This window comes from Streptomyces sp. NPDC101151 (assembly GCF_044768335.1).
In the GTDB taxonomy this organism is placed as follows: domain Bacteria; phylum Actinomycetota; class Actinomycetes; order Streptomycetales; family Streptomycetaceae; genus Streptomyces.
In genome coordinates this window covers 313641-334097 of the sequence record NZ_JBIWPP010000004.1, presented here as the reverse complement: position 1 = coordinate 334097, position 20457 = coordinate 313641, and the positions used below count along the sequence as shown (strand labels likewise).

The 20457-nt window shown below is 73.5% G+C and carries 16 protein-coding genes; 9 read left to right on the top strand and 7 right to left on the bottom strand.

The features are described 5' to 3' along the window. Positions 1-148 precede the first annotated feature (148 nt). From ACIRU3_RS09900 to ACIRU3_RS09885, 4 genes are read left to right on the top strand one after another with little or no spacing between them, the layout of a single operon-like run. Complete coding sequence (locus ACIRU3_RS09900) at positions 149-2617, top strand: ATP-binding protein (protein WP_404053963.1); 2469 nt, start codon at positions 149-151, stop codon at positions 2615-2617. Beyond that, positions 2614-3084, top strand: a complete 471-nt coding sequence (locus tag ACIRU3_RS09895; RefSeq protein WP_404053960.1) for a roadblock/LC7 domain-containing protein — start codon at positions 2614-2616, stop codon at positions 3082-3084. The genes ACIRU3_RS09900 and ACIRU3_RS09895 overlap by 4 nt, the downstream gene beginning before the upstream one ends. A 34-nt stretch (positions 3085-3118) precedes the next feature. After that, on the top strand, positions 3119-3535 hold the full coding sequence (locus tag ACIRU3_RS09890; protein ID WP_404053957.1) for a DUF742 domain-containing protein: 417 nt from the start codon (positions 3119-3121) through the stop codon (positions 3533-3535). Next, on the top strand, positions 3522-4121 hold the full coding sequence (locus tag ACIRU3_RS09885; RefSeq protein ID WP_404053954.1) for a GTP-binding protein: 600 nt from the start codon (positions 3522-3524) through the stop codon (positions 4119-4121). Before ACIRU3_RS09890 ends, ACIRU3_RS09885 begins: the two co-directional genes overlap by 14 nt. Before the next feature lie 3 nt (positions 4122-4124). On the opposite strand, the gene ACIRU3_RS09880 is transcribed toward ACIRU3_RS09885, so the two are convergent. The 6 genes from ACIRU3_RS09880 to ACIRU3_RS09855 form a co-directional block, all read right to left on the bottom strand. Further along, positions 4125-4793, bottom strand: a complete 669-nt coding sequence (locus tag ACIRU3_RS09880; protein WP_404053951.1) for an ABC transporter permease — start codon at positions 4791-4793, stop codon at positions 4125-4127. Further along, positions 4790-5443, bottom strand: coding sequence for an ABC transporter permease (locus ACIRU3_RS09875; protein WP_404053948.1), 654 nt, complete (start codon positions 5441-5443; stop codon positions 4790-4792). Before ACIRU3_RS09875 ends, ACIRU3_RS09880 begins: the two co-directional genes overlap by 4 nt. Continuing rightward, a complete protein-coding gene (locus ACIRU3_RS09870) occupies positions 5440-6564 on the bottom strand; it encodes an ABC transporter ATP-binding protein (RefSeq protein ID WP_404053945.1) in 1125 nt (374 codons plus the stop codon). The genes ACIRU3_RS09875 and ACIRU3_RS09870 overlap by 4 nt, the downstream gene beginning before the upstream one ends. A 141-nt stretch (positions 6565-6705) precedes the next feature. Further along, a complete protein-coding gene (locus ACIRU3_RS09865; protein WP_404053942.1) occupies positions 6706-7455 on the bottom strand; it encodes an FAD:protein FMN transferase in 750 nt (249 codons plus the stop codon). A 1-nt stretch (position 7456) separates the two neighbouring features. After that, positions 7457-7885 (bottom strand): FMN-binding protein, encoded by a 429-nt coding sequence (locus ACIRU3_RS09860; RefSeq protein ID WP_404053939.1) that lies wholly within the window; start codon positions 7883-7885, stop codon positions 7457-7459. 10 nt (positions 7886-7895) lie between these two features. Beyond that, positions 7896-9236: a ferric reductase-like transmembrane domain-containing protein gene (locus ACIRU3_RS09855; protein WP_404054426.1), complete on the bottom strand. Its 1341-nt coding sequence runs from the start codon at positions 9234-9236 to the stop codon at positions 7896-7898. Between the two features lie 150 nt (positions 9237-9386). Here ACIRU3_RS09855 and ACIRU3_RS09850 point away from each other — a divergent pair, with 150 nt between their 5' ends. Both ACIRU3_RS09850 and ACIRU3_RS09845 read left to right on the top strand, forming a co-directional pair. Next, positions 9387-10079, top strand: a complete 693-nt coding sequence (locus tag ACIRU3_RS09850; RefSeq protein WP_404053936.1) for a response regulator transcription factor — start codon at positions 9387-9389, stop codon at positions 10077-10079. Next, positions 10076-11512 (top strand): sensor histidine kinase, encoded by a 1437-nt coding sequence (locus ACIRU3_RS09845; RefSeq protein ID WP_404053933.1) that lies wholly within the window; start codon positions 10076-10078, stop codon positions 11510-11512. Before ACIRU3_RS09850 ends, ACIRU3_RS09845 begins: the two co-directional genes overlap by 4 nt. A gap of 21 nt (positions 11513-11533) precedes the next feature. Here ACIRU3_RS09845 and ACIRU3_RS09840 read toward each other — a convergent pair whose 3' ends face one another. Further along, entirely contained in the window at positions 11534-15316 is a 3783-nt protein-coding gene (locus ACIRU3_RS09840) for a right-handed parallel beta-helix repeat-containing protein (protein ID WP_404053931.1), read from the bottom strand. Positions 15317-15412: 96 nt separating this feature from the next. Between ACIRU3_RS09840 and ACIRU3_RS09835 the strand changes: the two genes are divergently transcribed. From ACIRU3_RS09835 to ACIRU3_RS09825, 3 genes are read left to right on the top strand one after another with little or no spacing between them, the layout of a single operon-like run. Then, a complete protein-coding gene (locus ACIRU3_RS09835) occupies positions 15413-15802 on the top strand; it encodes a hypothetical protein (protein ID WP_404053928.1) in 390 nt (129 codons plus the stop codon). A gap of 10 nt (positions 15803-15812) precedes the next feature. Then, on the top strand, positions 15813-16691 hold the full coding sequence (locus ACIRU3_RS09830) for a hypothetical protein (RefSeq protein ID WP_404053925.1): 879 nt from the start codon (positions 15813-15815) through the stop codon (positions 16689-16691). 30 nt (positions 16692-16721) lie between these two features. After that, a complete protein-coding gene (locus ACIRU3_RS09825) occupies positions 16722-20447 on the top strand; it encodes a CHAT domain-containing protein (protein WP_404053923.1) in 3726 nt (1241 codons plus the stop codon). The last annotated feature ends 10 nt before the right edge of the window (positions 20448-20457 follow it).

The following is a 20457-nucleotide window of genomic DNA, read 5'->3' as shown; positions in this document are numbered from 1 at the left end:
CGATCGATTGGCAGCGCGTTGTAACGGATTCTTGATAAAGCCGAGGTGATTGACGCTTCAAGGGGACGGTAGTGTCACGGCAGTTGATATCGGTCACAGCGGTGCACGGGGCCCGCGTCCGCCGTAAGGCACCCCCGAAGGAGGCCCGGTGTCCACGAACCAGGTGGACGCGCCCGCCCGGCATGCCCCGGTACGCAGTGGTGTACGGGGCTTCGCCGACCGCTGGCCCTTCCGACGCAAGCTCAACCTGCTCGTCGGTATCCCGCTCGCGGTCATCGCGGGCCTGCTGTCGTATCTCGTCACCGACCTGGTCGAGCAGTCGGACAGCGCCGCGTCGGCGGCCCGGCTGGTGCGGGACAGCGCGCAGGTGGCCCGGCTGGTGGACCGCGTGGAGGCCGAGCACCAGCAGGCGATCCTGCTGAACGCGCGCTTCGAGTCCGGCTATTCCAAGCCCTCGCTCACCGCCTACCGCACGGCGCAGGAAGCGGTGAAGGCCCAGGTCGAGAGGGTGCGTGACACCTTCGGCGACCGGCTGCCGGAAGCCGAGGCAAAGGCACTCAGGGATGTCGACGGCCTGTCCAGCCTGCGCCAGAGCGTCGAGCGGGGCTATCTCCCCGCCGACAACATCGACCCGGCCTACATGGATGCCGCGGGCGGCCTGATCGACGGTCTCGGGCTCGACCGCAACACCACGCTCGCGTCGACCTTCACCGGCAACCTGCTGGACTCCCTGCTGCGCGCGGACGCCGCCCACGGCGCCTTCGAGACCAGCGTGTTCTCGGCGAGCACCGGGGACACCAACGCGCTGATCGAGTTCACCAACGCGGTGGGCGCCTACGACCTGTACGCCCACCAGTCGGAACGTTTCTCCCGGTTCGCCACCGAGCGCCAGACGCGGCAGCTGGCCGGCATCGACCACTCCCTCGCCCAGCAGAAGATCGCGCAGTCGTACGCCGAGTTGCAGATCGACCCCACCCAGCTGGAGGCCGGGTCGCGGGAGGAGATCCGCCGGGCGGTCCAGGACGCGCTGTCCGACTACCCCGACTACCCCGAACAGGCCGCCGCCCGGCTGAAGATCACCACCTCGCTGATCGGTGAGATCGCCGACCGCACGGACAGCACCGCCTCCTCCGCCCAGTGGCGCGCGGGACTGCTGCTGTACGGCACGCTGCTCGCCTTCGTGCTGTGGATCGCGTTCGCGATACTGGTGCGCCGCTCGGTGGTGCGGCCGGTGCAGGCGCTCACCGGGGCCGCGCAGGAGGTCGCCGAGGTGGCGGGACGTGAGCTGTCCCGGGTGGCCGACGACGACGCCGAGGACGACGGGCCGCCCCGGCTGCAGGACATGCCGGTCACCGCGCGCGACGAGATCGGCGACCTGGCCGAGGCCTTCAACCGGGTGCAGACCAGGGCCGCGGCCCTGCTGGAGCGCCAGGTGCTCAGCCGCCGCAACACCGCCGAGATGTTCGGCAACGTCGGCCGCCGCGTCAGCAACCTGACCACGCGCCAACTCGCGCTGATCGACGCCGTGGAGCGCGGCGAGACCGATCCGGCGCTGCTGGAACGCCTCTACTCCATCGACCACATCGCCGTACGACTGCGCCGCAACGCGGACAGCCTGATGCTGCTGGCGGGCATCCGGGAGACGGCCCTGGACGGCGGACCCCTGGCCCTCTCCAATGTGGTGCGGGCCGCGCTCGGGCAGATCGAGGGTTATCAGCGGGTACGGCTGTACGCCGCCTCGGACGCCATGGTCGCGCCGGACATCATCGGCGACCTGACCCTGATGACGGCCGAACTCGTGGAGAACGCGGTGTCGTTCTCCCCCGAGGGCAGCCCGGTGGAGGTGACCGTCCGCCTGGCCGCCGAGGGTGCCCATGTGGTCGTCACGGACCACGGCCTCGGCATGAGCACCGAGCGGCTGGCCGAGGAGAACTCACGGCTGATCCGCCGCGAACGCCTGGACCTGGTGCCGACGAAGGTGCTGGGCCTGTTCGTGGTGGGCGCGCTGGCCCGCCGCTGGGAGATCGGGGTCGAACTGACCCGTACGCCGGGCGGCGGTGTGACGGCGGAGGTGACGCTGCCGGCGTCGCTGCTGCTGACGATGAGCCCGGTGACGGACCCGCCCCCGGCGCCGGTCGCCGTGGCACCGGCGGCCGCCGACGCCCCTTCCGGGCCGGTACGGTCCGATGCCCACGAGAAGAACGGCTCGGGCCGGCACAACGGCTCCGCGCAGGAAACGGATTCGGCGCGGGAGAAGGACTCGGCCGGGAGCGAGGACTCCGCACAGGAGAATGCCGAGCCCGCCGACCGCCCCCTGCCCCGCCGCCTCCCGCGCAGGGACGCCGACGCGGTCGACGCCGAACCGCCGCAGCCCGTCTCCTCCGGCACCGCGCGCCCCCTGCGCCGCCGGGTGCGCGGGGCCACCCTCCGTACGACCGCCGGCGCTTCCCAGGCCGTACCGCAGACCGTGTGTCTCCGCGACGCCGAGGCGGAGCGCAGCGCGCTGGAGGAGTTCGAGGCAGCGGTGGAACGTGCCCATCACGACACCGGCACCCTGCCACTCCCCACGCCCCCTCCGCACGACCAGAACCACCTCCCGGAAGGAGCCGAGCAGTGAGCACGTCGACAGGTGAGACCCCGACGGACGGCGCCACGCCGACCGACCTGCAGGCAGCCGCAGCCGACTTCACCTGGCTGCTGAATCGATTCGCGACCGAGACAGCGGGCGTCGTCGACGCGATCGCGGTCTCCTCCGACGGCCTGCTGATCGCCGTGTCGGAGCTGCGCGAGCGCGCCCACTCGGAGCGGCTCGCCGCGATCGTCTCGGGCATCACCAGCCTGGCCGCCGGCGCCTCGGGCAACTACGGCCTGGGCGGCCTGAACAAGGTCATCATCGATCTGGAGGGCGGCCATGTCATCGTCTCGGCGATCGGCAGCGGAGCGGTCCTCGGTGTGGTCGCCGACAAGGACGCCAAGCTCGGCAACATCGCCTACGAGATGACGCTGTTCGCCAACCGCGCCGGTGCCGCGCTCAGCCCGCAGCTCGTGCTGGAGCTGAAGAACACCGTCGGCGCCCAGCGCTGAGGCGTTCCCGCCCGGAGAGGAAGAGTGGACAGCCATGGCGGACGGCACCCCGTCCCCGGGCCCGGACCCGGTCGGCCCCGCCCCCGCCGTACGGCCGTTCCTCGTCACCGCCGGCCGGGTGGCGGACGCCGCCTCCGGCCGGTCGATGCCGGTGGAGACCCAGGTGGTGGCCACCGCCGCCGGTCTCGACGCGCTCGGCCGGCTCTCCTTCGAGCGGTACGACATCCTCGCCGCCTGCCGGCTGCCCCAGTCGATCGCGGAACTCGCGGCCCGGCTGCGGCTGCACCTCAACGTGGTCCGTGTGCTGGCCGAAGACCTGCGCGACGCGGGGCAACTGGCGGTGTACCTGCCCGACGCCGAGGCCACCCACGACGCCTCCGTCCTGCGCAGGGTCATCGATGGCCTCAGGGCCATCCCCAACTCCCGAGGGGTACCGAGTGACACCGACTGAACCGCTCACCCGGGGCGCGGCCGCACCCACCCAGGTACGGCCGCCGCTGCCGGTGAAGATGGTGATCGCGGGCGGATTCGGCGTGGGCAAGACCACCGCCGTCGGCTCGATCTCGGAGATAGAGCCACTGACCACCGAGGCGTCGATCACCGAGGTCGCGGCGGGCGTGGACGACCTCACGCACACCCCGCACAAGACCACCACCACGGTGGCGATGGACTTCGGCTGCATCACCATCGACCCGACCTTGAAGCTGTACCTGTTCGGCACGCCCGGCCAGGAGCGGTTCGGGTTCATGTGGGACGACATCGTGGAGGGCGCGGTGGGCGGTCTCGTCATCGTCGACACCCGCCGCCTGGACGACTGCTACGCCGCCGTCGACTACTTCGAGCACAAGGACATCCCGTTCGCCGTGGCGGTCAACGCCTTCGACGGGACGGTGGAGCACTCCCTTGACGAGGTCCGGTGGGCCCTCGACGTCTCCGACGGCGTGCCGGTCGTGGTCTTCGACGCCCGGGAGCTCGGCTCGGTGCGGGACGCGCTGCTCGTCGTGCTCGAACTGGCACTGGCCCGCACCGAGGACTGAACCTCAGTTGCTCCGGCGCACCCCGGGCGAGACCGCGATACGGGACACCGCCCAGAACACCACGAGGGTCGCGAGCGCCATCCCGGCCACCAGGGTGGCGCCGCCGACGACCTTCTCGTAGTTCCTCTGGGCGAGGCCGTCGATGATGTACCGCCCGAGGCCGCCGAAGCTGACGTAGGCCGCGATGGTGGCGGTGGAGACGATCTGGATGGCCGCCGTACGCAGGCCGCTGAGGACCAGCGGAAGCGCGACCGGGACCTCCACCTGGAACAGGATGCGCGGCTCGGACAGACCCATCCCGCGCGCGGCGTCCACCGGCGACGGGTCGACGGAGCGGATCGCTTCGTAGGAGGTGACCAGGATCGGCGGTACGGCCAGCGCGACCAGCGGAATCATCACCGGCAACAGGCCGAACCCGAGCCAGGTGAACATCAGCACCAGCAGGCCGAACGTGGGCAGCGCCCGGCCGGCGGTGGCGATGAGCGCAAGGGCGTTGCCGCCGCGCCCGTAGTGGCCGGTGACCAGGCCGACGGGAAGTCCGATCGCGGCCGCGATCGCGAGGGCCTCCAGGGAGTACTGGAGGTGTTCGCCGACGCGCAGCGGGATGCCGTCCGTGCCGTGCCAGTGCGCGCCGTCGCTGAAGAAGGCCTGCACGAAGTTGAGTACGTTCACCGGGTGGCACCCTTCCGCGGCATCCAGGGGGTCAGCAGGAGCCGGACGAGGACCAGCAGGGCGTCGACGAGGATCGCCAGGACGGCGGTGGTCAGCACGGAGTTCACGGCGAGTTCGGGCCGGTGGTAGATCTGCGCGTCGTTGAGCAGATTGCCGAGGGCACCCTGGTTGCCGATGAGCATGCCGACGCTGACGAGGGAGATGCTCGACACGGTCGCCACCCGCAGCCCCGCGATGATCGCCGGTACGGCGATGGGCAGTTGGACCTGGACATAACGCCGTACCGGCCCGAGTCCCATGGCGGTGGCGGCGGCGAGGGTCTCCGGCGGCACCGAGCGCACGCCGTCCACGATCGCGGGGACCAGCACCACCAGGCTGTACACCGCCAGCGGGATCATCACCGTCGTCTCGGTCATCCCGGTGTAGTCGATGAGGACGACGAAGAAGGCCAGGGACGGGACGGCGTACAGCACGGTGGTCACACCGAACACGGGCACGTAGAGCCAGCGGAACCGTACGCACAGCTGGGCCACGGGCAGCGCCACGAGCAGCCCGGCCAGTACCGGCACCAGGGCTTCTCTCAGATGCAGCCCGATCAGCCCGAAGTAGCCGTGCTGGAGGTCGCTCGGGATGTCGAAGAAGCCGCTCATCCCGTGGCCTTCGCAGCTGGACGGCCCTCGGTGTGGGCGGCGCGGATCGCCTCGCCGATCACCTGCTGGGAGACGACACCGACCGCCCGGCCCTCGCCGTCTACGGCCACGGCCCAGCCGGTCGGCGACAGCACGGCCCCGTCGAGCGCGGCGCGCAGCGAGTCCTTGCCGGGCTCGAACGGCCGCCCGTACGGCAGCAGCCGGCCCGGGTCGATCTCCCCGGCGGTGAGGTCGTCCGGATCGCCCCAGCCGAGCGGCCTGCCCTCGGTGTCCGTCACGAGGAGATACGGGGCCGTGCCACGGGAGGCGAGCTTCTCCGCGCCCGCGTCGATCGCGACGACGGGCGCGGTCTGCAACTCCAGTTCGACGGCCGGGAAGAAGGAGAGCCGCCGGATGCCGCGGTCGGCGCCGAGGAAGTCCTCCACGAAGGGGTCGGCGGGCGCGCTGAGCAGTTCGGCGGGCGGGGCGAACTGGGCGAGTCTGCCGCCGGTGCGCAGCACGGCGACCATGGTGCCCAGCTTGATGGCCTCGTCGATGTCGTGCGTGACGAAGACGATGGTCTTGCCCAGCTCCTCCTGGATCCGCAGGAGTTCGTCCTGCAGTCCCTTGCGCACGACGGGGTCGACGGCGGAGAAGGGTTCGTCCATCAGCAGCACCGGCGGGTCGGCGGCGAGCGCCCGGGCCACGCCGACGCGCTGCTGCTGGCCGCCGGAGAGCTGGTACGGGTAGCGCTTGGCGAGCGCGGCGTCGAGACCGACCCGCTCCATCAGCTCCGCGGCCCGCTCCCGCGCCTTCTGCTTGCTCCAGCCGAGCAGACGGGGCACGGTGGCGATGTTGTCGAGGATGGTGCGGTGCTGGAAGAGGCCGGCGTTCTGGATGACGTACCCCATCGACCGGCGCAGGGTGTTGACCCGCTGCTGCCTGATGTCCTCGCCGTCGAGGAGGATGCTGCCCTCGCTGGGCTCGACCATCCGGTTGATCATCCGCAGCGTCGTCGTCTTGCCGCAGCCGGAGGGGCCGACGAGGACGGTGATCGCGCGGTCGGGTATCTCCAACGAGAGCCGGTCGACGGCCACGGTGCCGTCCGGGTACCGCTTGGTGACTGAGTCTATCCGTATCAAAACGCCGCGTGTCCTTCGGTTTTGGCGAAGCCTAGGCCGTTGCCGGGAGAGTGTAGACGGCTTGTGTTGCGGCAGTTCGGCGGGAGAGCGCCGGCGGCCCGGCGTGACCGGACTGTGTCTGACCTGTGAGTTGCCCGATTCTCATGCGGCGCCCGGCGCGGGCGACGACTCCCCCGCGACCGGAAACCCCGCCGTGCGCAGCACCTGCCCCGCGGCATCCACGGCGAACACCTCGCAGCCACCCTGCGCCGCGGCCCACTCGATGCCCTCGGCGCCCATCGCGAAGGCGGCCGTGGCCACGGAGTCCGCCTCGGTCAGTGACGGTGCCACGACGGTCATGCTGAGCAGCCCCGTCGCCGGACGCCCCGTGCGGCCGTCGATGATGTGGTCGCCGCGCTCGTAGGGCGCGGAGGTCGCGACCGCGCCGTCGGTGAGCTCCAGGACGGCACACAGGCTGCCGGCGTGCTGGGGGTGCCGTACGCCCACCCGCCAGGGCCCGCCGGAGACGACCACGTCGCCGCCGGCGTTCAGGACGAACCTCGTCGCTCCGGCCGCCCGCAGCAGCTCCGCGGCCCGCTGCACCGACCAGCCCTTGACCACCGCGCAGGGGTCGAGCCCCCGCCCCGAAAGCCGTGCGTCGAACGCGCCGCCCGTGGCGAGCCGGTAGTGCTCGCACAGGTCGAGGACCTCGGCGAGGTCGTCGCTGAGTTCACCGTGCCCCAGCTCGCCCCGGTCGTGGCGCGACACCTCGCTGTCGGGCTTGAAGGGGCTGAACCGGGCGTCGGCCTCGCGCAGCCACGCGAAGACCGCGTCCGCCGCCTCTTCGGGGATGCCCTCGTCGTCCACGCGCAGCGACACCGGGAACCCCATGACGTGTTCGACGCGCCGCATCTCAGGCGCCCTTCGAGTCGATGGCGGCCTGGAGGGACTCCTGGTAGCCGTCACTCGTGATCGTCGCGCCGGACACCGTGTCGACGTCCGCGCTCTGCGCCTTCAACGTCTGTGCGATCAGCTTCGGCACCGCCGCCGTCGTCTGCGGATGGTTCGGCTGCTGCAGCATCGTCACGGCGGTGATCCGGTCGCCCTCGAAGGTCACCTGCACCTGCACGGGCCCCTTCTCCGTCCTGACCGTCGTCCCCTTGACGACGGTGCCGGAGGAGGAACCCGACGCAGGGGAGGACGAAGACGACGGGGACGACGGGGACACGGAAGGCGTCGCGGCGGGCTCGGCCGTGGACGTCGTGCCGCTGGACGGCTCGTAGCGCCAGACCGGGATCAGGCCCGCGACGGACAGCACCAGAACGGGTATTGCTCGCTTCACGATGTCTCTCTCATCCCGCCAGGCTGAAACGCTCGAAGTGGATCTGCCGCTTGGGCACGCCCATGTCGTCCAGGCTGCGCAGCACGGCGGTCATCATCGGGGGCGGCCCGCACAGGAACACGTCCCGGTCGGCGATGTCCGGCACCAGCTGCGCCAGCTCGCGCGGCGCCAGCTTGTCGGGGACGGCCGGTCCGGTCACCAGGTGCAGCTCGGCGCCCTTGGCGAGGGCGAGGTCGCGCAGTTCGTCGTAGAGGACGGCGTCGCGATCGGCGGCGACGCGGTAGATGACGACGGCGTGGCCCTGCAGGTCTTCCAGGAGGGCCCGGATGGGGGTGACGCCGACGCCGCCCGCGATGAGCAGGGACTCCGGCTTCGTGCGGTGCAGGGTGGTGAAGGCGCCGTAGGGGCCCTCTGCGAACACGCGGGTGCCGGCCTTCAGGTGGCGCAGGGCGGCGCTGCCGTCGCCGGCCGCCTTGACGGTGAGGCGCAGGGTACGGCCGTCGGGCGCGGCCGAGAGGGAGAACGGGTTGGCCTGCCACCAGCGGTCCGGGGTCAGGAACCGCCACAGGAAGAACTGACCGGCCTGCGCGGGCAGCCTGTCGAGGTCGCGACCGGTGATGTGGACCGAGACGACGTTGTCGGACTCGGGGACGACCGCCGAGACGCGCAGCCGGTGGCGCAGGTTCCGGCGCAGCGGGAGGACGAGGCGGCCGAGGACCACCGAGCCGAGGGCGAGGCCCCACAGCGCGTACCAGTACGTCTTCGCGGCGGTCGACGAGGTGAAGGTCGTGCCGGCCGCGACCTGGTGCGTGAACGCGAGCACCACGGCGACATACGTGTACAGGTGGATGAAGTGCCAGGTCTCGTAGGCGAGACGGCGCCGCGCGCGGCGGGCCGAGACGGCTCCCACCACGACGATGATCCCCAGCGCGACGATCGCGCGGAGCACACCCGTGGTGGTCTCGGCGAGGTCGAGGATCTCGCCGACCGGGCCCACGTCGGTCCCCTCGGCATAGCCGAAGCCGATGAACACGGCGTGCGCGAGGAGCGTCCACAGGATGCCGAAGCCGGTCCAGCGGTGCCAGGCGGTCAGCCGGTCCATGCCGATGCGGCGGTCGAGCCAGGGCAGCCGGGCCACCAGCAGCAGCTGCAAGGACATGAGGAGGGCGCCGTACAGACCGGCGAGCCGGCCGAGCACGACGAGCGTGTTGGAGGCGAATCCGCCCCGGGCGAAGAAGTAGGCCACCACGGCCGCGTTGACGGCCAGCAGCGCGTAGAGACCGGTGCGGGCCACGACCCGGGGGCGTATCGCCGAGGGGGGCGGTGCGGGGCGGGACTGGAGGGTCGTCACGGACGGCGGCTCCTTGATCGGGTCCTGGGAGTCGAGCTTCACCCGGGGAGGCTGTCGTTTTCCTGTCGGACGACTTTCAACTGGATATCGATGTGCCTGGTGGGGGTGCCCGGGTCTGGCGCGGCGGAGCCCGTGCAGGAGGATGAGCGGGTGGAGAAGGTACGACTGCTGGTCGTGGACGACGACCCGCCGATCGCCGACCTGGTCGCCACGGTCGCCCGCTACGAGGGCTGGGAGGCGGTCACCGCGTACTCCGGCGAGGAGGCCCTCGCCCGGGCCGCCGAGTTCGGGCCGGACATCGTCGTCCTGGACCTGATGCTGCCCGACGTGGACGGCTTCGGCGTGCTCGACCGGCTGCGCGGCTCGGGGACGATGGTGCCGGTGGTGTTCCTCACGGCGCGCGACGGTGTCGCCGACCGGGTCGCCGGGCTCACCAGGGGCGGGGACGACTACCTGGTCAAGCCGTTCGCCGTGGAGGAGCTGATGGCCCGGCTGCGCACGGTGCTGCGACGCAGTGCCGGCCCGGGCTTCCAGCGGTCCGTGCTGCGCGTCGCCGACCTGACCCTGGACGAGGACACCCGCGAGGTCCACCGTGCGGAGCGGCTGCTCGCGCTCACGCCCACCGAGTTCGAGGTGCTGCGCTATCTGATGCGCAGGTCGCCCTCCGTGCTCACCAAGGCGCAGATCCTCGACCACGTCTGGGAGTACGGCTTCGGCGGCCGCTCGAACGTCGTCGAGCTGGTCGTCAGCCGGCTGCGCCGCAAGCTCGACGAGACGGGCACCGAGCCGCTGATCCACACCGCGCGGGGGTTCGGGTACGCCGTGCGGCCGGCGGCCCGGTGACCGCCCGGCTGCGCCGCGCCTACGGCAGGCTCCGCCTCGGCACCCGGCTGGCCCTGGGCCTGGGCGCGCTGTCCCTGGTGGTGTTCGCGGTGGTCGGCACGGCCCTGACGACATACATGCACGACTACCTGGAGCGGCAGTTGGGCGACCAGCTGAAACTGGTCCAGGTGGTGCAGTCCAAGGACGCCTCCACCCACGGCACGGTCCGGCGCCAGCCGTACTACGGCTGGTACACGGCGGTCTACGACGTCTCGGGCACGTCGGCGCGGCTGCGCACCCCCGCCGACGTGCCCGCCGACACCCGCCCCCTCACCGCGCTCGCCGAGGCCCGCGCCCGCTCGGCGACGGAGATCCTCCGGACCGTGCACATCGAGGGCGAGGGCAGCTACCGGCTGCGGGCCTGCGAGGTGGAGCCGGGGGTGGTGCTGGTCAGTGCGGCCCCGCTGGGGGACGTGGAGGGCACGGTGCGGCAGCTCATCACGGTGCAGGTGGTGGCCTTCGTGCTGGCCCTGCTCGCGCTGGTGGTCATCGGCCGCAGGATGCTGCGCCGGGGTCTCCAGCCGCTCAGCGACATGGCGCACACGGCGCACGGCATCGCCTCGCACGATCTGACCGAGTCGGCGGCCCGGCTGCCGGTGCGTGCCGACGGTCCCGGCGGCGGCCCCGAGGTCGAGGAGCTGCGCACCGCCTTCAACACGATGCTGGAGCACATCGACGACTCCCTCGCCGTGCGCGCCGAGGCCGAGCAGCGCCTGCGCCGCTTCGTCGCCGACGCCTCCCACGAACTGCGCACACCTCTGATGTCGGTGCGCGGCTACGCCGACCTGTTCCAGTACGCGGCCGCCAACGAGCCCGGCGAACGCGACCGCCATCTGGCCCGGCTGCGCGCCGAGGCCGCCCGGATGTCCGTCCTGCTCGACGACCTGCTCCTGCTCGCCCGGCTGGACGCGGCCGAGGTGGAGGCTCCGCTGCGCCCGGCGGACACCGATCTCACGGACCTCGTGCGCGAGGCGGCGGACGCCTTCCGCGCGGGTCACCCGGAGCACCCGCTGACCGTCGCCACCGGGTCCGGCCCGGTGCGGCTGCGGCTGGATCCCGCGCGCATCCGCCAGGTCCTGGACAACCTCCTCACCAACGCGGCCGTGCACACCGCGGCCGGCACGAAGGTGTCCGTCACGGTCTCGGCCGAGCCGGGCGCGGCCACGGTCCGGGTCGCCGACACGGGCCACGGCATTCCGCCCGCCGACCGCGACCGCGTCTTCGACCGCTTCTACCGCGTGGACAAGGCCCGCAGCCGGGACCGGGGCGGCAGCGGGCTGGGGTTGTCGGTGGCACGAGGGCTGGTGGAGGCGCACGGGGGAACGCTGGGCGTGACGGCGGGCGAGGGCATGACGGTGTTCACGCTGGTGCTGCCGGTGAGGGCCACGGCCTGATCCGCCCGGCCGGAGGCGTCCTCACACCTGCCCACGGCTTTCCGTGAGATCGTCCCGCCGCAGCACCAGCAGCTCCTGCGCGCTGGGCCGCTCCACCTCGGCCAGCCGCACCGCCATCCGCTCCACCATGTCCTCGAACAGCGTTCGCGCGTCCCGTCCGTTGGCGGGCTCCTGCGCGCCGCCCCCGGAGCGGAACCGCGCCAGCAGCAGCTCGTCCACTCCGGTGTCCAGTTCGAACCCGTGCAGGCCGGCCAAGTGCCGTACGATCCGCACGAGTTCCTCGGGGCTGTACGGCCGGAAGGTCACCGTGCGGGAGAAGCGGGACGCCAGGCCGGGGTTGGCGGTGAGGAACTCCTCCATCTCCGCCGGGTAGCCGGCCGCGATCACGACGACGTCGTCCCGGTGGTCCTCCATCAGCTTGGTCAGCTCGTCGATGGCCTCCTGGCCGAAGTCGTGTCCGACGCCGAAGCGGCGGGAGAGGCTGTAGGCCTCGTCGATGAAGAGGACTCCGCCCCGGGCGCTGTCGAAGGCGGCGCGGGTCTTCAGGGCGGTGGAACCGAGGTACTGGCCGACCAGGTCGCTGCGGTGCACCTCGACCAGCCTGCCGTCGGCCAGGACGCCGAGGTCGGCGAGGATGCGGCCGTAGAGGCGGCCCACGGTGGTCTTGCCGGTGCCCGGTGGGCCGGAGAAGACCAGGTGGCGGCCGCCGGGCGGCTCGGGCAGTCCGGCCTCGCGGCGCAGGCCGGCCAGCCGGAGCAGGTCGGCCTGGGTGCGGACCTGGCGTTTGGCCTCGGACAGGCCGATCAGGGCGTCGAGTTCGGCCCGCGGATCCCCGGTGCCGGGCGGGGGCGTGGCCGCCGGGGGCCGTTCGTCGGTGGTCACCGATGTGCGGTGCCCGGTGCCCTCGCCGGTCACGGCCTCGCCGTGGCTTCCGGTGATCCTGGTGTCGCCGACCCGGCCGCCGGCGCCGCTCTCCGCGCGCAGACCGTCGCCGCCGCTGCCGGTGAGGGCGCTGTCGCGAAGGTCGAAGTGGCTGCTGTCGGCGGCCAGGAGCCCGTGTGTGCCGGAGTCGGCCACCGTGAGTGCGACGGCGGTGAGGGCGGCGCTGTCCCTGAGGTGGACACCGTGCCGTCCGGCCCGCTCGACCGTGCACCCGTGCGCGGTCAGGTCCGCGGTGTCACGGACGAGGAAGCCGTCGCCGAGGGTGCCGTCGACCCTGACGTCGCGGACGGTGAGCCGCGCGGATCCGGTGAGGACGAGTCCGCTGTCGCCCATGCCGGTCAGGACGGCTCCCGTGACCTCGCCGGCCGAGCCCGTGTCGGAGGCGTACACGCCGTATCGGCAGTCCTCGGCTCGCAGTTCGCGGATCTCGACGGTGCCGTCCTGGCACAGCCGTACCGCGGACTCGGTCAGGGTGCGGGCGTCGAGGCGGGCGAGGACGGCATGGCCGTTCTCCACGACCACCCCCTTGCGGGCGCTGTCGACCCGGCAGTCGTCGAGGCGCAGTCTGCCGCGCTGGTCGACGTGCAGGGCGGCGTTGGAGGCGCGGGAGAAGGTGCAGTCCGCCAGCCGGCCCACGCCCTCCTCGGTCACCCGGACGCCCACGGCCCGGCAGCCCTCGAAGGTGCAGTCGCGCAGGGTGGGGTCGGCGCCGCCGGCGATGACCGCGCCCGCGTTCGCGCCGCTCACCCGGGTGTGTACGACGGTGCCGTGGCCCTGCTCACGGAAGCCCAGCGCGGTTCCGGCGAGGTCCAGGAACCTGCAGTCGCGCACCTCGGCCTCGCCGTGCCGGTCGGCGAGGACGCCGTGTGCGCCGGTGCCGGTGAACGCGCAGTCGGTGAGCCGGGCGCTGCTGTCGGCGCCGGTGACGTGGACGGCACTGCCGCGGGCGTCGGCGAAGGAGCAGCCGGTCGCCTCGGCCCGGGCGCTGTCGGCGACCAGGAGGGCGTCCTCTTCCGCCTCGCGGAACCGGGTGCCGTGGAAGACGGCGCGGGCACCGCTCAGCGCGACGGCACCGACGGCGAAGTGGCCTCCGGTCACGGCGACTTCGGAGTCCGCCGCGGCGCTCAGCGCGACGGCTCCCGCGTGCCCCGCCAGCCGGCAGTCGCGCAGAGCGAGCCGGCCGGAGGCGACCGCCACGGCTGCCTTGCCGCGGCAGACGACCGTCAGCCCGGTCAGCACGGCGGTGCCGGTCACGCTGACCGCGGTCTCGGCGGACCGCTCGATGCTCACGGTGTCCGGTCCGCGCACGGCGCGGATCTCCACATCGCCCTTGAGGACGAGGGGTTCCGGGTAGCGGCCCGGTTCGACCAGGACGCACAGGGGACCGTCGCCGGTGTGGGCGCGCAGCGCCGCCGCGATCGTGCGGTGCCCGCGGGTCGCGGTGCGCGCCACCCGCAGGACCCGGACCTCCCCGACGGCGGCCGTGCGGGATGCGGGCGGCGGGGGCGGCGGGTCCGAAGGCGGGGGTACGGGGTCGAGGGCGGGGTTGCTCCAGCGGCCCGCGGCCGCGCTGCCGCGGGCCGGTCCGGCGACCCGGACGCCGTAGGTGCCCAGGACGTAGGCGAGTTGCTCGGGGTGTACGAAGAGCCCGTGGGCCTCGCCGACCGGGCCCGCCAGCACGGGCGCGATCTCCAGCGGGCCGCCGGGGACCCTGCGGAAACAGCCCCGCAGCGGTTCGGTGACCGGCGGCGCGACGGGCCGGACGGGCTGGACGGTGCCGTCGGCCGCCGCCTGGAAGCCCCGGGCCGGTGCGCCGGGGGCGGAGTGGGCGAGGAGGGTCCAGCGGGGGCGGCGGTCGCCGCCGGCGCTGGGCGGCGACTCGATCTCCATGCCGGCCGACGCGTCCCAGGGCAGCACCCGTTCGTCCGCGCCCACGCGCAGCCGGAGCCCTTCGGCGTCCAGGTACAGGGCGCACCGTCTGCCGAGCAGCCGGTCGAACGCGGCCAGCAGGGGCAGGACGACGGCGGGGGCGGCGACCGCGGCGCCCACGTACGGCCAGTGCAGACCGGCGGACGGGCGGGTCTCGCTGTGCCACAAGTAGCCCCAGCAGCACAGCAGCCAGACGCCGACCGACAGCAGCCGGCCCCGGTGCGAGAGGCGGACGGCGAGCGGGGAGCGGAGCCGGCCCGGGATCCGGTGACCCGAGCCGATCCGCCGGGGCAGTCCGGTACGGCGCCAGCGGGGGCCGGCGTGCGCCTCCAACGCCCGGTCGAGGGCGGGCGGGTCGGCGTCCAGCAGGCGCAGGTCGACGGCGAGGCCGTCCCAGCCCCGGTCGAAACGGGGCGTCGGCTCCAGTGCCCGGGAGAGGAGTCCGGTCCGGGGCCGGACGGCCGTCGTGGTCATGCGCAGCAGCAGCTGTTCCGGGAAGCGGTGGCCGGTGCCCAGCAGGCGCCGGTCCGCTGCCGGGACCACACAGATCCGGTCGATGTCCGCCCAGGGCAGCCGCAGCCGGCGCAGCGGGCCGCGCCACTGGATCCCGGCCGTGTCGACGGTGAGCGCGACGGGCAGCAGGGAGATGAGCAGGAGGCGCAGTCCGAGCAGGGCGAGGACGGCCGCACCGAACACGCTCTCGGCGACCACGGGGGCGGGCGCCCCCGCCGCGCGGGCGCCGTCGGCGGACAGCAGGCACACCAGCGCACCCACCCCGGCCCCGGAGGCGGCCCACAGCCGGTTCTGCACGGTGCGCAGGTCCCGGCGGAAGGTGGCGCGGGGCGCGGGCGGCCGTCGCGCGTGCGGGACGCCGGGCGCTGCCGCGGTCTGTGCGGCGTCTTCCCCGTCCCCGGTGCCGAGCAGGACGTCCACCCCGTACCCCCGTCCGCTGTCGCGCTGTTCGGGTCGTCGGTGCCCGTCGGGCCGATCCCGGGATCAAGCGTAGAGGATCCGACTACCATGGGTGATGTGTCGTCACTTGAGGACCGTGATCAACAAGTTGCCCTGCTCTGCGACCAGTTGCCCCGGCTCCGCCGGATGCACCGGGGACCGGTGGGAGCGGCGCGGCGGCTGGTGATCGACCGGGCCGTGCGGGCCGCCCGGTCCGGCGAGCCGGTCGAGGAGTATCTGTCCCAGCTGGGTCTGCTGCGCGCGCCCACGGCCCCGGAGTCGCAGGATCCCGGGTCGGCGCGGTCGTCGTTGCCGACCGCGGTCGCCGACGACGGCCCGCACGCGGTGCCCGGGGAACACGTGTGCCCGCGCGATGTCTGCGTCCGGCGGGAGCGGCGGCGGGTCGACGGTGAACTGCCGGTGTGCGAGGTGTTCGACCTGGCCCTGCGCTTCGACGCCGAGAGCTGAGCGGCCGGGCATGCTCACCGGGCTGGTCACGGACGTGGGCCGGAAGCTGGCCGAACGCTGGGCGGCTGTGCTGGTGCTGCCGGGGCTGGTGTTCACCGCGCTGGCGGCCGTCGGCCTGACGCTGGGCCAACGGCACTGGGCGGACCGGGAGTTGCTCCGGCAGCGGTTGCGGGCGCTGACCGCCGACGGGGCGGGCTCAATGCGTACGGCGGTGCTGCTGCTCGGGGTGCTGGCCGCGTCCTTCGCCGTCGCGCTGCTGGCCGACGCGCTGGCCGGGCCGTACGAGCGTGCCCTGCAGGGCAGTTGGCCGGGTCCGCTCGGCCGCCTGGCGGACCGGCTCACCGAGCGGCGGCGGCGCGGCTGGGCGGCGCGCGACGAGGCCTGCCGAGATGCCGAGGGCACGGCCCAGTCGGGCGCGCTGGAGGCCGCGCGCAACGAGGTGGCGCTGGTCCGGCCGCAGTGCCCGACCTGGATCGGGGACCGGCTGCGCGCGCCGGTGGTGCGGATCCGGCTGCACTACCGGGTGGAGCTGGCGGATGCCTGGCCGCGGTTGTGGCTGCTGCTGCCGGACTCCACCCGCCAGCCGCTCACCGAGTCCCGGCAGCGCCTGGACGAGGCGATGCGGCTGGGCGGCTGGGCGGTGCTGTACGTGCTGCTGGGCGCGGTGTGGTGGCCGGCCGCCGTGGCCGGGGCGGCGGCGGGCCTGGTGGCCTGGCGGCGCGGTCGGGAACGCGCCGATGCATACGCGGAGTTGGTCGAGTCGGCCGTGGACGTCCATCTGCCGGAGCTGTTCGAGCGGTTCGACCCCGAGGCCCGTCCGGTGCGGGCGAGCATCGGGCCGGAGGTCACCGAGCGGTTCCGCAAAGGGGCGGGCCCACGGCACAGGTGACCCGGAAGTCGGGGCCAGGAGGTGCGGAACATGGCAACGGAAACGGCTGGGGAACAGCAGCCGTCGGGCGAGGACCGGCGGGCCGAGCGCGAACGGCTGCTCGGCGCGGTCCGCGCCCGGCTGGACGGACTCGGCGTCCCGGGCGGCACCGCGACGCTGCACACCGAGGAGGCGCACGCCGAGACCGACGCGCTGCTGCGGCACCTGGTGGGCACCGCCCCGGACGGCGGGTACGACGTCGACCAGGAGGTGGCGTACACGCTCGGGGTCGCGCTGCTGGTCCGCGCGGACGACCGGCACGAGGTCCCGACCGCCGACCTGGACGCCCGCAACGGTCTGCTGCTCCTCGCCCCGTTCTACTGCCATCTGCCCGGCACCCCGGACGTCCTGCCGCCACCTCTGCGCGCCGGGCTGGACGAACTGCTCGGACCCGAGGGCCGGCGCCCCGAGGACCCCCAGGCGATCGTCCACGAGCATGCCGCGTCCCTCTCCAACGTGGCGATGCTGCTGCTGGAGCTGGGCATCGTGCTGGCCTGGCCCGAGGCCTGGGACGCGGCCGCCCGGCTGACCCGCGAGGCCATGCCGTACCTCGCACCCGACGGACACGACCGGGCGCTGGCCGGCTGCAACCTCGGCTACGCGCTGCTGCTCGGCAGCGTCCGCGGCCAGGCCGGGCCGCAGCGGGTCGCCGAGGCCGTCGCCGTCCTGCGCACCGCGTTCGCCGCCACTCCCCCTGACCACCCCAACCGCGCCCGCTGCGCCAACGGGCTCGGTCTCGCGCTGCTGGCCCAGGCGGGCGTGACCGAGAGCCGCGCCCTGCTGGGCGAGTCGGCCGAGCTGCTGCGGACGGCGACCCGGAGTGCCGGCCCGGCCGACGAGAACGTGGCGCAGATGCACTCCGACCTCGGCTACGCCCTCACCATGTACGCCGCGAGCGCCGACGAGGACGAGGAGGTGGGCCCCGAGGTGCGGGAGGAGGCCGTCGCCGCGCTCCGGCGCTCCCTCGACCTCACCCCGGACGAGGAGACCGAGGTCCTGCGGAGCCGTCTCGACCGGCTGGCCGGGGCCACCCTGGTCGGCCTGCCCCGGGGCGATCGGCCGCGGTCCGCGGCACAGGCCGCGGAGGCAGTCGGGACGTTACGCCGACTGCTCGACCTGACGCCCGCCGGCCACCCGGAGTGTGCGGACGTCATGCTGCGCCTGGCCGACACCCTGATCGCGGCACAGCGGCCGCAGGAGGCCGTCGATCTGCTCGCCGAGGCCGATCCCGTGTTCGCCGGGGACGCCGAACGCACACAGCGGGCCGAGGCGCTGCTGTTCCAGGCGGCCACGCTGAAGGGCGAGCTGGCTTCCCGGTCGGACCTCACCTCCGGCCAGCAGGACGACTGGGGCGCCATCGACGACGTCCTGCGACCGGTACTGGCCGGGGAGACCGGCGACCATCCGATAGCCGCCGTGATGGGCCTGCTGGGCATGGGACCGCAGGGCGGCAGCAGCCGCAGCCAGGAGCTGATGGACTTCGGCAACATGGTCCTCGCCTATCCGCAGCAGGTCTCCCTCGGTGACATCTTCACCAAGGCCCTGGAGATGCAGGTCCGGCGCATCTCCCGGCTGCCCGAGGAGGATCGCGCGCAGGCCCTCACCGAGTTCCTGGAGGGCGGCACCTCCGACCCGGAACCGCTGCCGCAGGGGCCGGTCGACACGAGCGGACTCGACGAACTCCTCGATGTCCACGAGCGTGTGCTCTCCCGGCTGGCGGAGGACTCCCGCGAGTACCGCGTTCTGAAGACCGGCCGGTCGACGCTGACCCTGATGAAGGTGATGCACGAGTCGCTGAGCGAGACGGAGGACGACGCGGCCCGCGTCGCCAGGATGCGCGAGGCGCTGCCCCTGCTGCGGGAGCTGTACGAGGAACTCCCGGAGCAGATGCGGGAGATGGGCATCGACCCTGAGCTGTTCGCCGGGCACACGGCGCTGGCCTTCGCCTACGAGTCGCCGTTCGAGCACGTGCAGACCCTGGAGGAGGGCGTACGGGGCGCCCGCCGCAGACTGGCCGAACTCACGCCGGGCACCCCGGAGTACGACGACTCGCGCACCACCCTGGCACTCATGCTGTTCATCCGGCACGGGCTGTGGTCGGAGGAGGCGGACTTCACCGAGGCCCAGGACCTGGCCCGCGAGCTGACCGCCGTGGCCGACCCTGGCTGGCGCACCACGATGCTGCTGTCGCAGTGGACCTCGGCCGTCGAGTCCCGCGTCCAGCGCGGCCGGCTGCTCGACGGTGAACCGCCCCGGGCCGGACGGTCACCCAGCCTGGTCACCCGGCTGGCCTCCGACGGGGCCGCGAAGGCCCTGGACGGCCGCGATCCCGTGGAAGCCCTGGAAACGCTGGAGGACGGCCGGGCCCATCTGCTGTCCACGGCCCTGAACGCCCGTCGCGAACTCGCCGTCCTGCACGGCACCGACGCCGGTCTGCACGCCCGGCTGCGCGACGCGCTGGGGCGGCTGCGGGGGCTGCGCCGCGGCATGGAGCCGGGCCGCTGGCCCACCGAGGAGGAGACCGAGGCGCAGCGCGCCGTCTCCGCGGAGGCGGCCCGGCTGATCACCGAACTCCAGCGGCGTCCGGGCTTCCAGCGGTTCCTCACCCCGTTGCCGCTCGGCCTGGACGATCTGCAGCCCGCGGCCGCGGAGGGTCCCGTGGTCAGCATCAACGTCCACCCGCGCCGCTGCGACGCTCTCGCGCTGTGCCCCGACGGGCTGCGGACGGTGAAACTGCCCCGGCTCTACGCCTCCGACCTGGTGGCGCAGGCCGAGTCCTTCCGGATGGCCGTCGAGGTGCTCACCGCCGGGCCGCGTGACCCGCTGTTCGAGGAGGCGCGGGAGGTCTTCACCGGCACGCTGGCCTGGCTGTGGGACGTTCTGGCCGAACCGGTCCTGGACACCCTGGGGTTCACCGGCCCGCCGGAGCCGGGTGCGCCCTGGCCCCGCCTGTGGTGGTCGCCGTCCGGTGTGCTCAACTCCTTCCCGCTGCACGCCGCCGGGCACCACGGCCCGGGCGCGCCGGCGGGCTCGGCGGTCCTCGACCGGGTGGCCTCCTCCTATACGCCGACGCTGCGCGCCCTGTTGTTCAGCCGGGCCCGCCGGCGCGCGGACCCCGGCCGGCGCGGGGTCCTCGCGGTGGCCATGCCGCAGACGGCCGGGCAGGCGCCGCTGGCCCGGACGGTGGCCGAGGCCACGGCGGCGGCCGCGGCGGGCGGCGGCACCCCGCTGATCGGGCCGGCCGCCACCCGGGAGGCGGTGCGCAGGGCGGTGCTCGACGCGGCGGTGGTGCACTTCGCCTGCCACGCGGACAGCGACCCGGAGGACGCGGCCGCCGGCCGGCTGCTGCTCGCCGACGGCGACCTGCTCATCGGGGACATCGCCGAACTGCACCTGGAGTCAGCTGAGTTGGCCTACCTGTCGGCCTGCGGTACGGCCCGGGGCAGCTCCTCGCCCGACCTCGTCGACGAGGTGATCCATCTCGCCTCCGCCTTCCAGCTGGCCGGCTACACCCAGTCGGTGGCCACGCTCTGGGAGGTCGGAGACACATTCGCGGCCGACGCGGCGGCCGCCTTCCACCGCACCCTGGCCCCCGCCCTGCCGGACCCCGGCCCACTGCCCGCGGCCCTCGCCCTCCACCACACCGTACGAGCCCTGCGCACGGCCGCGCCGGAACGGCCCTGGACCTGGACGGCGCTGGTGCACGCGGGCGCCTGAACGGGCGGGA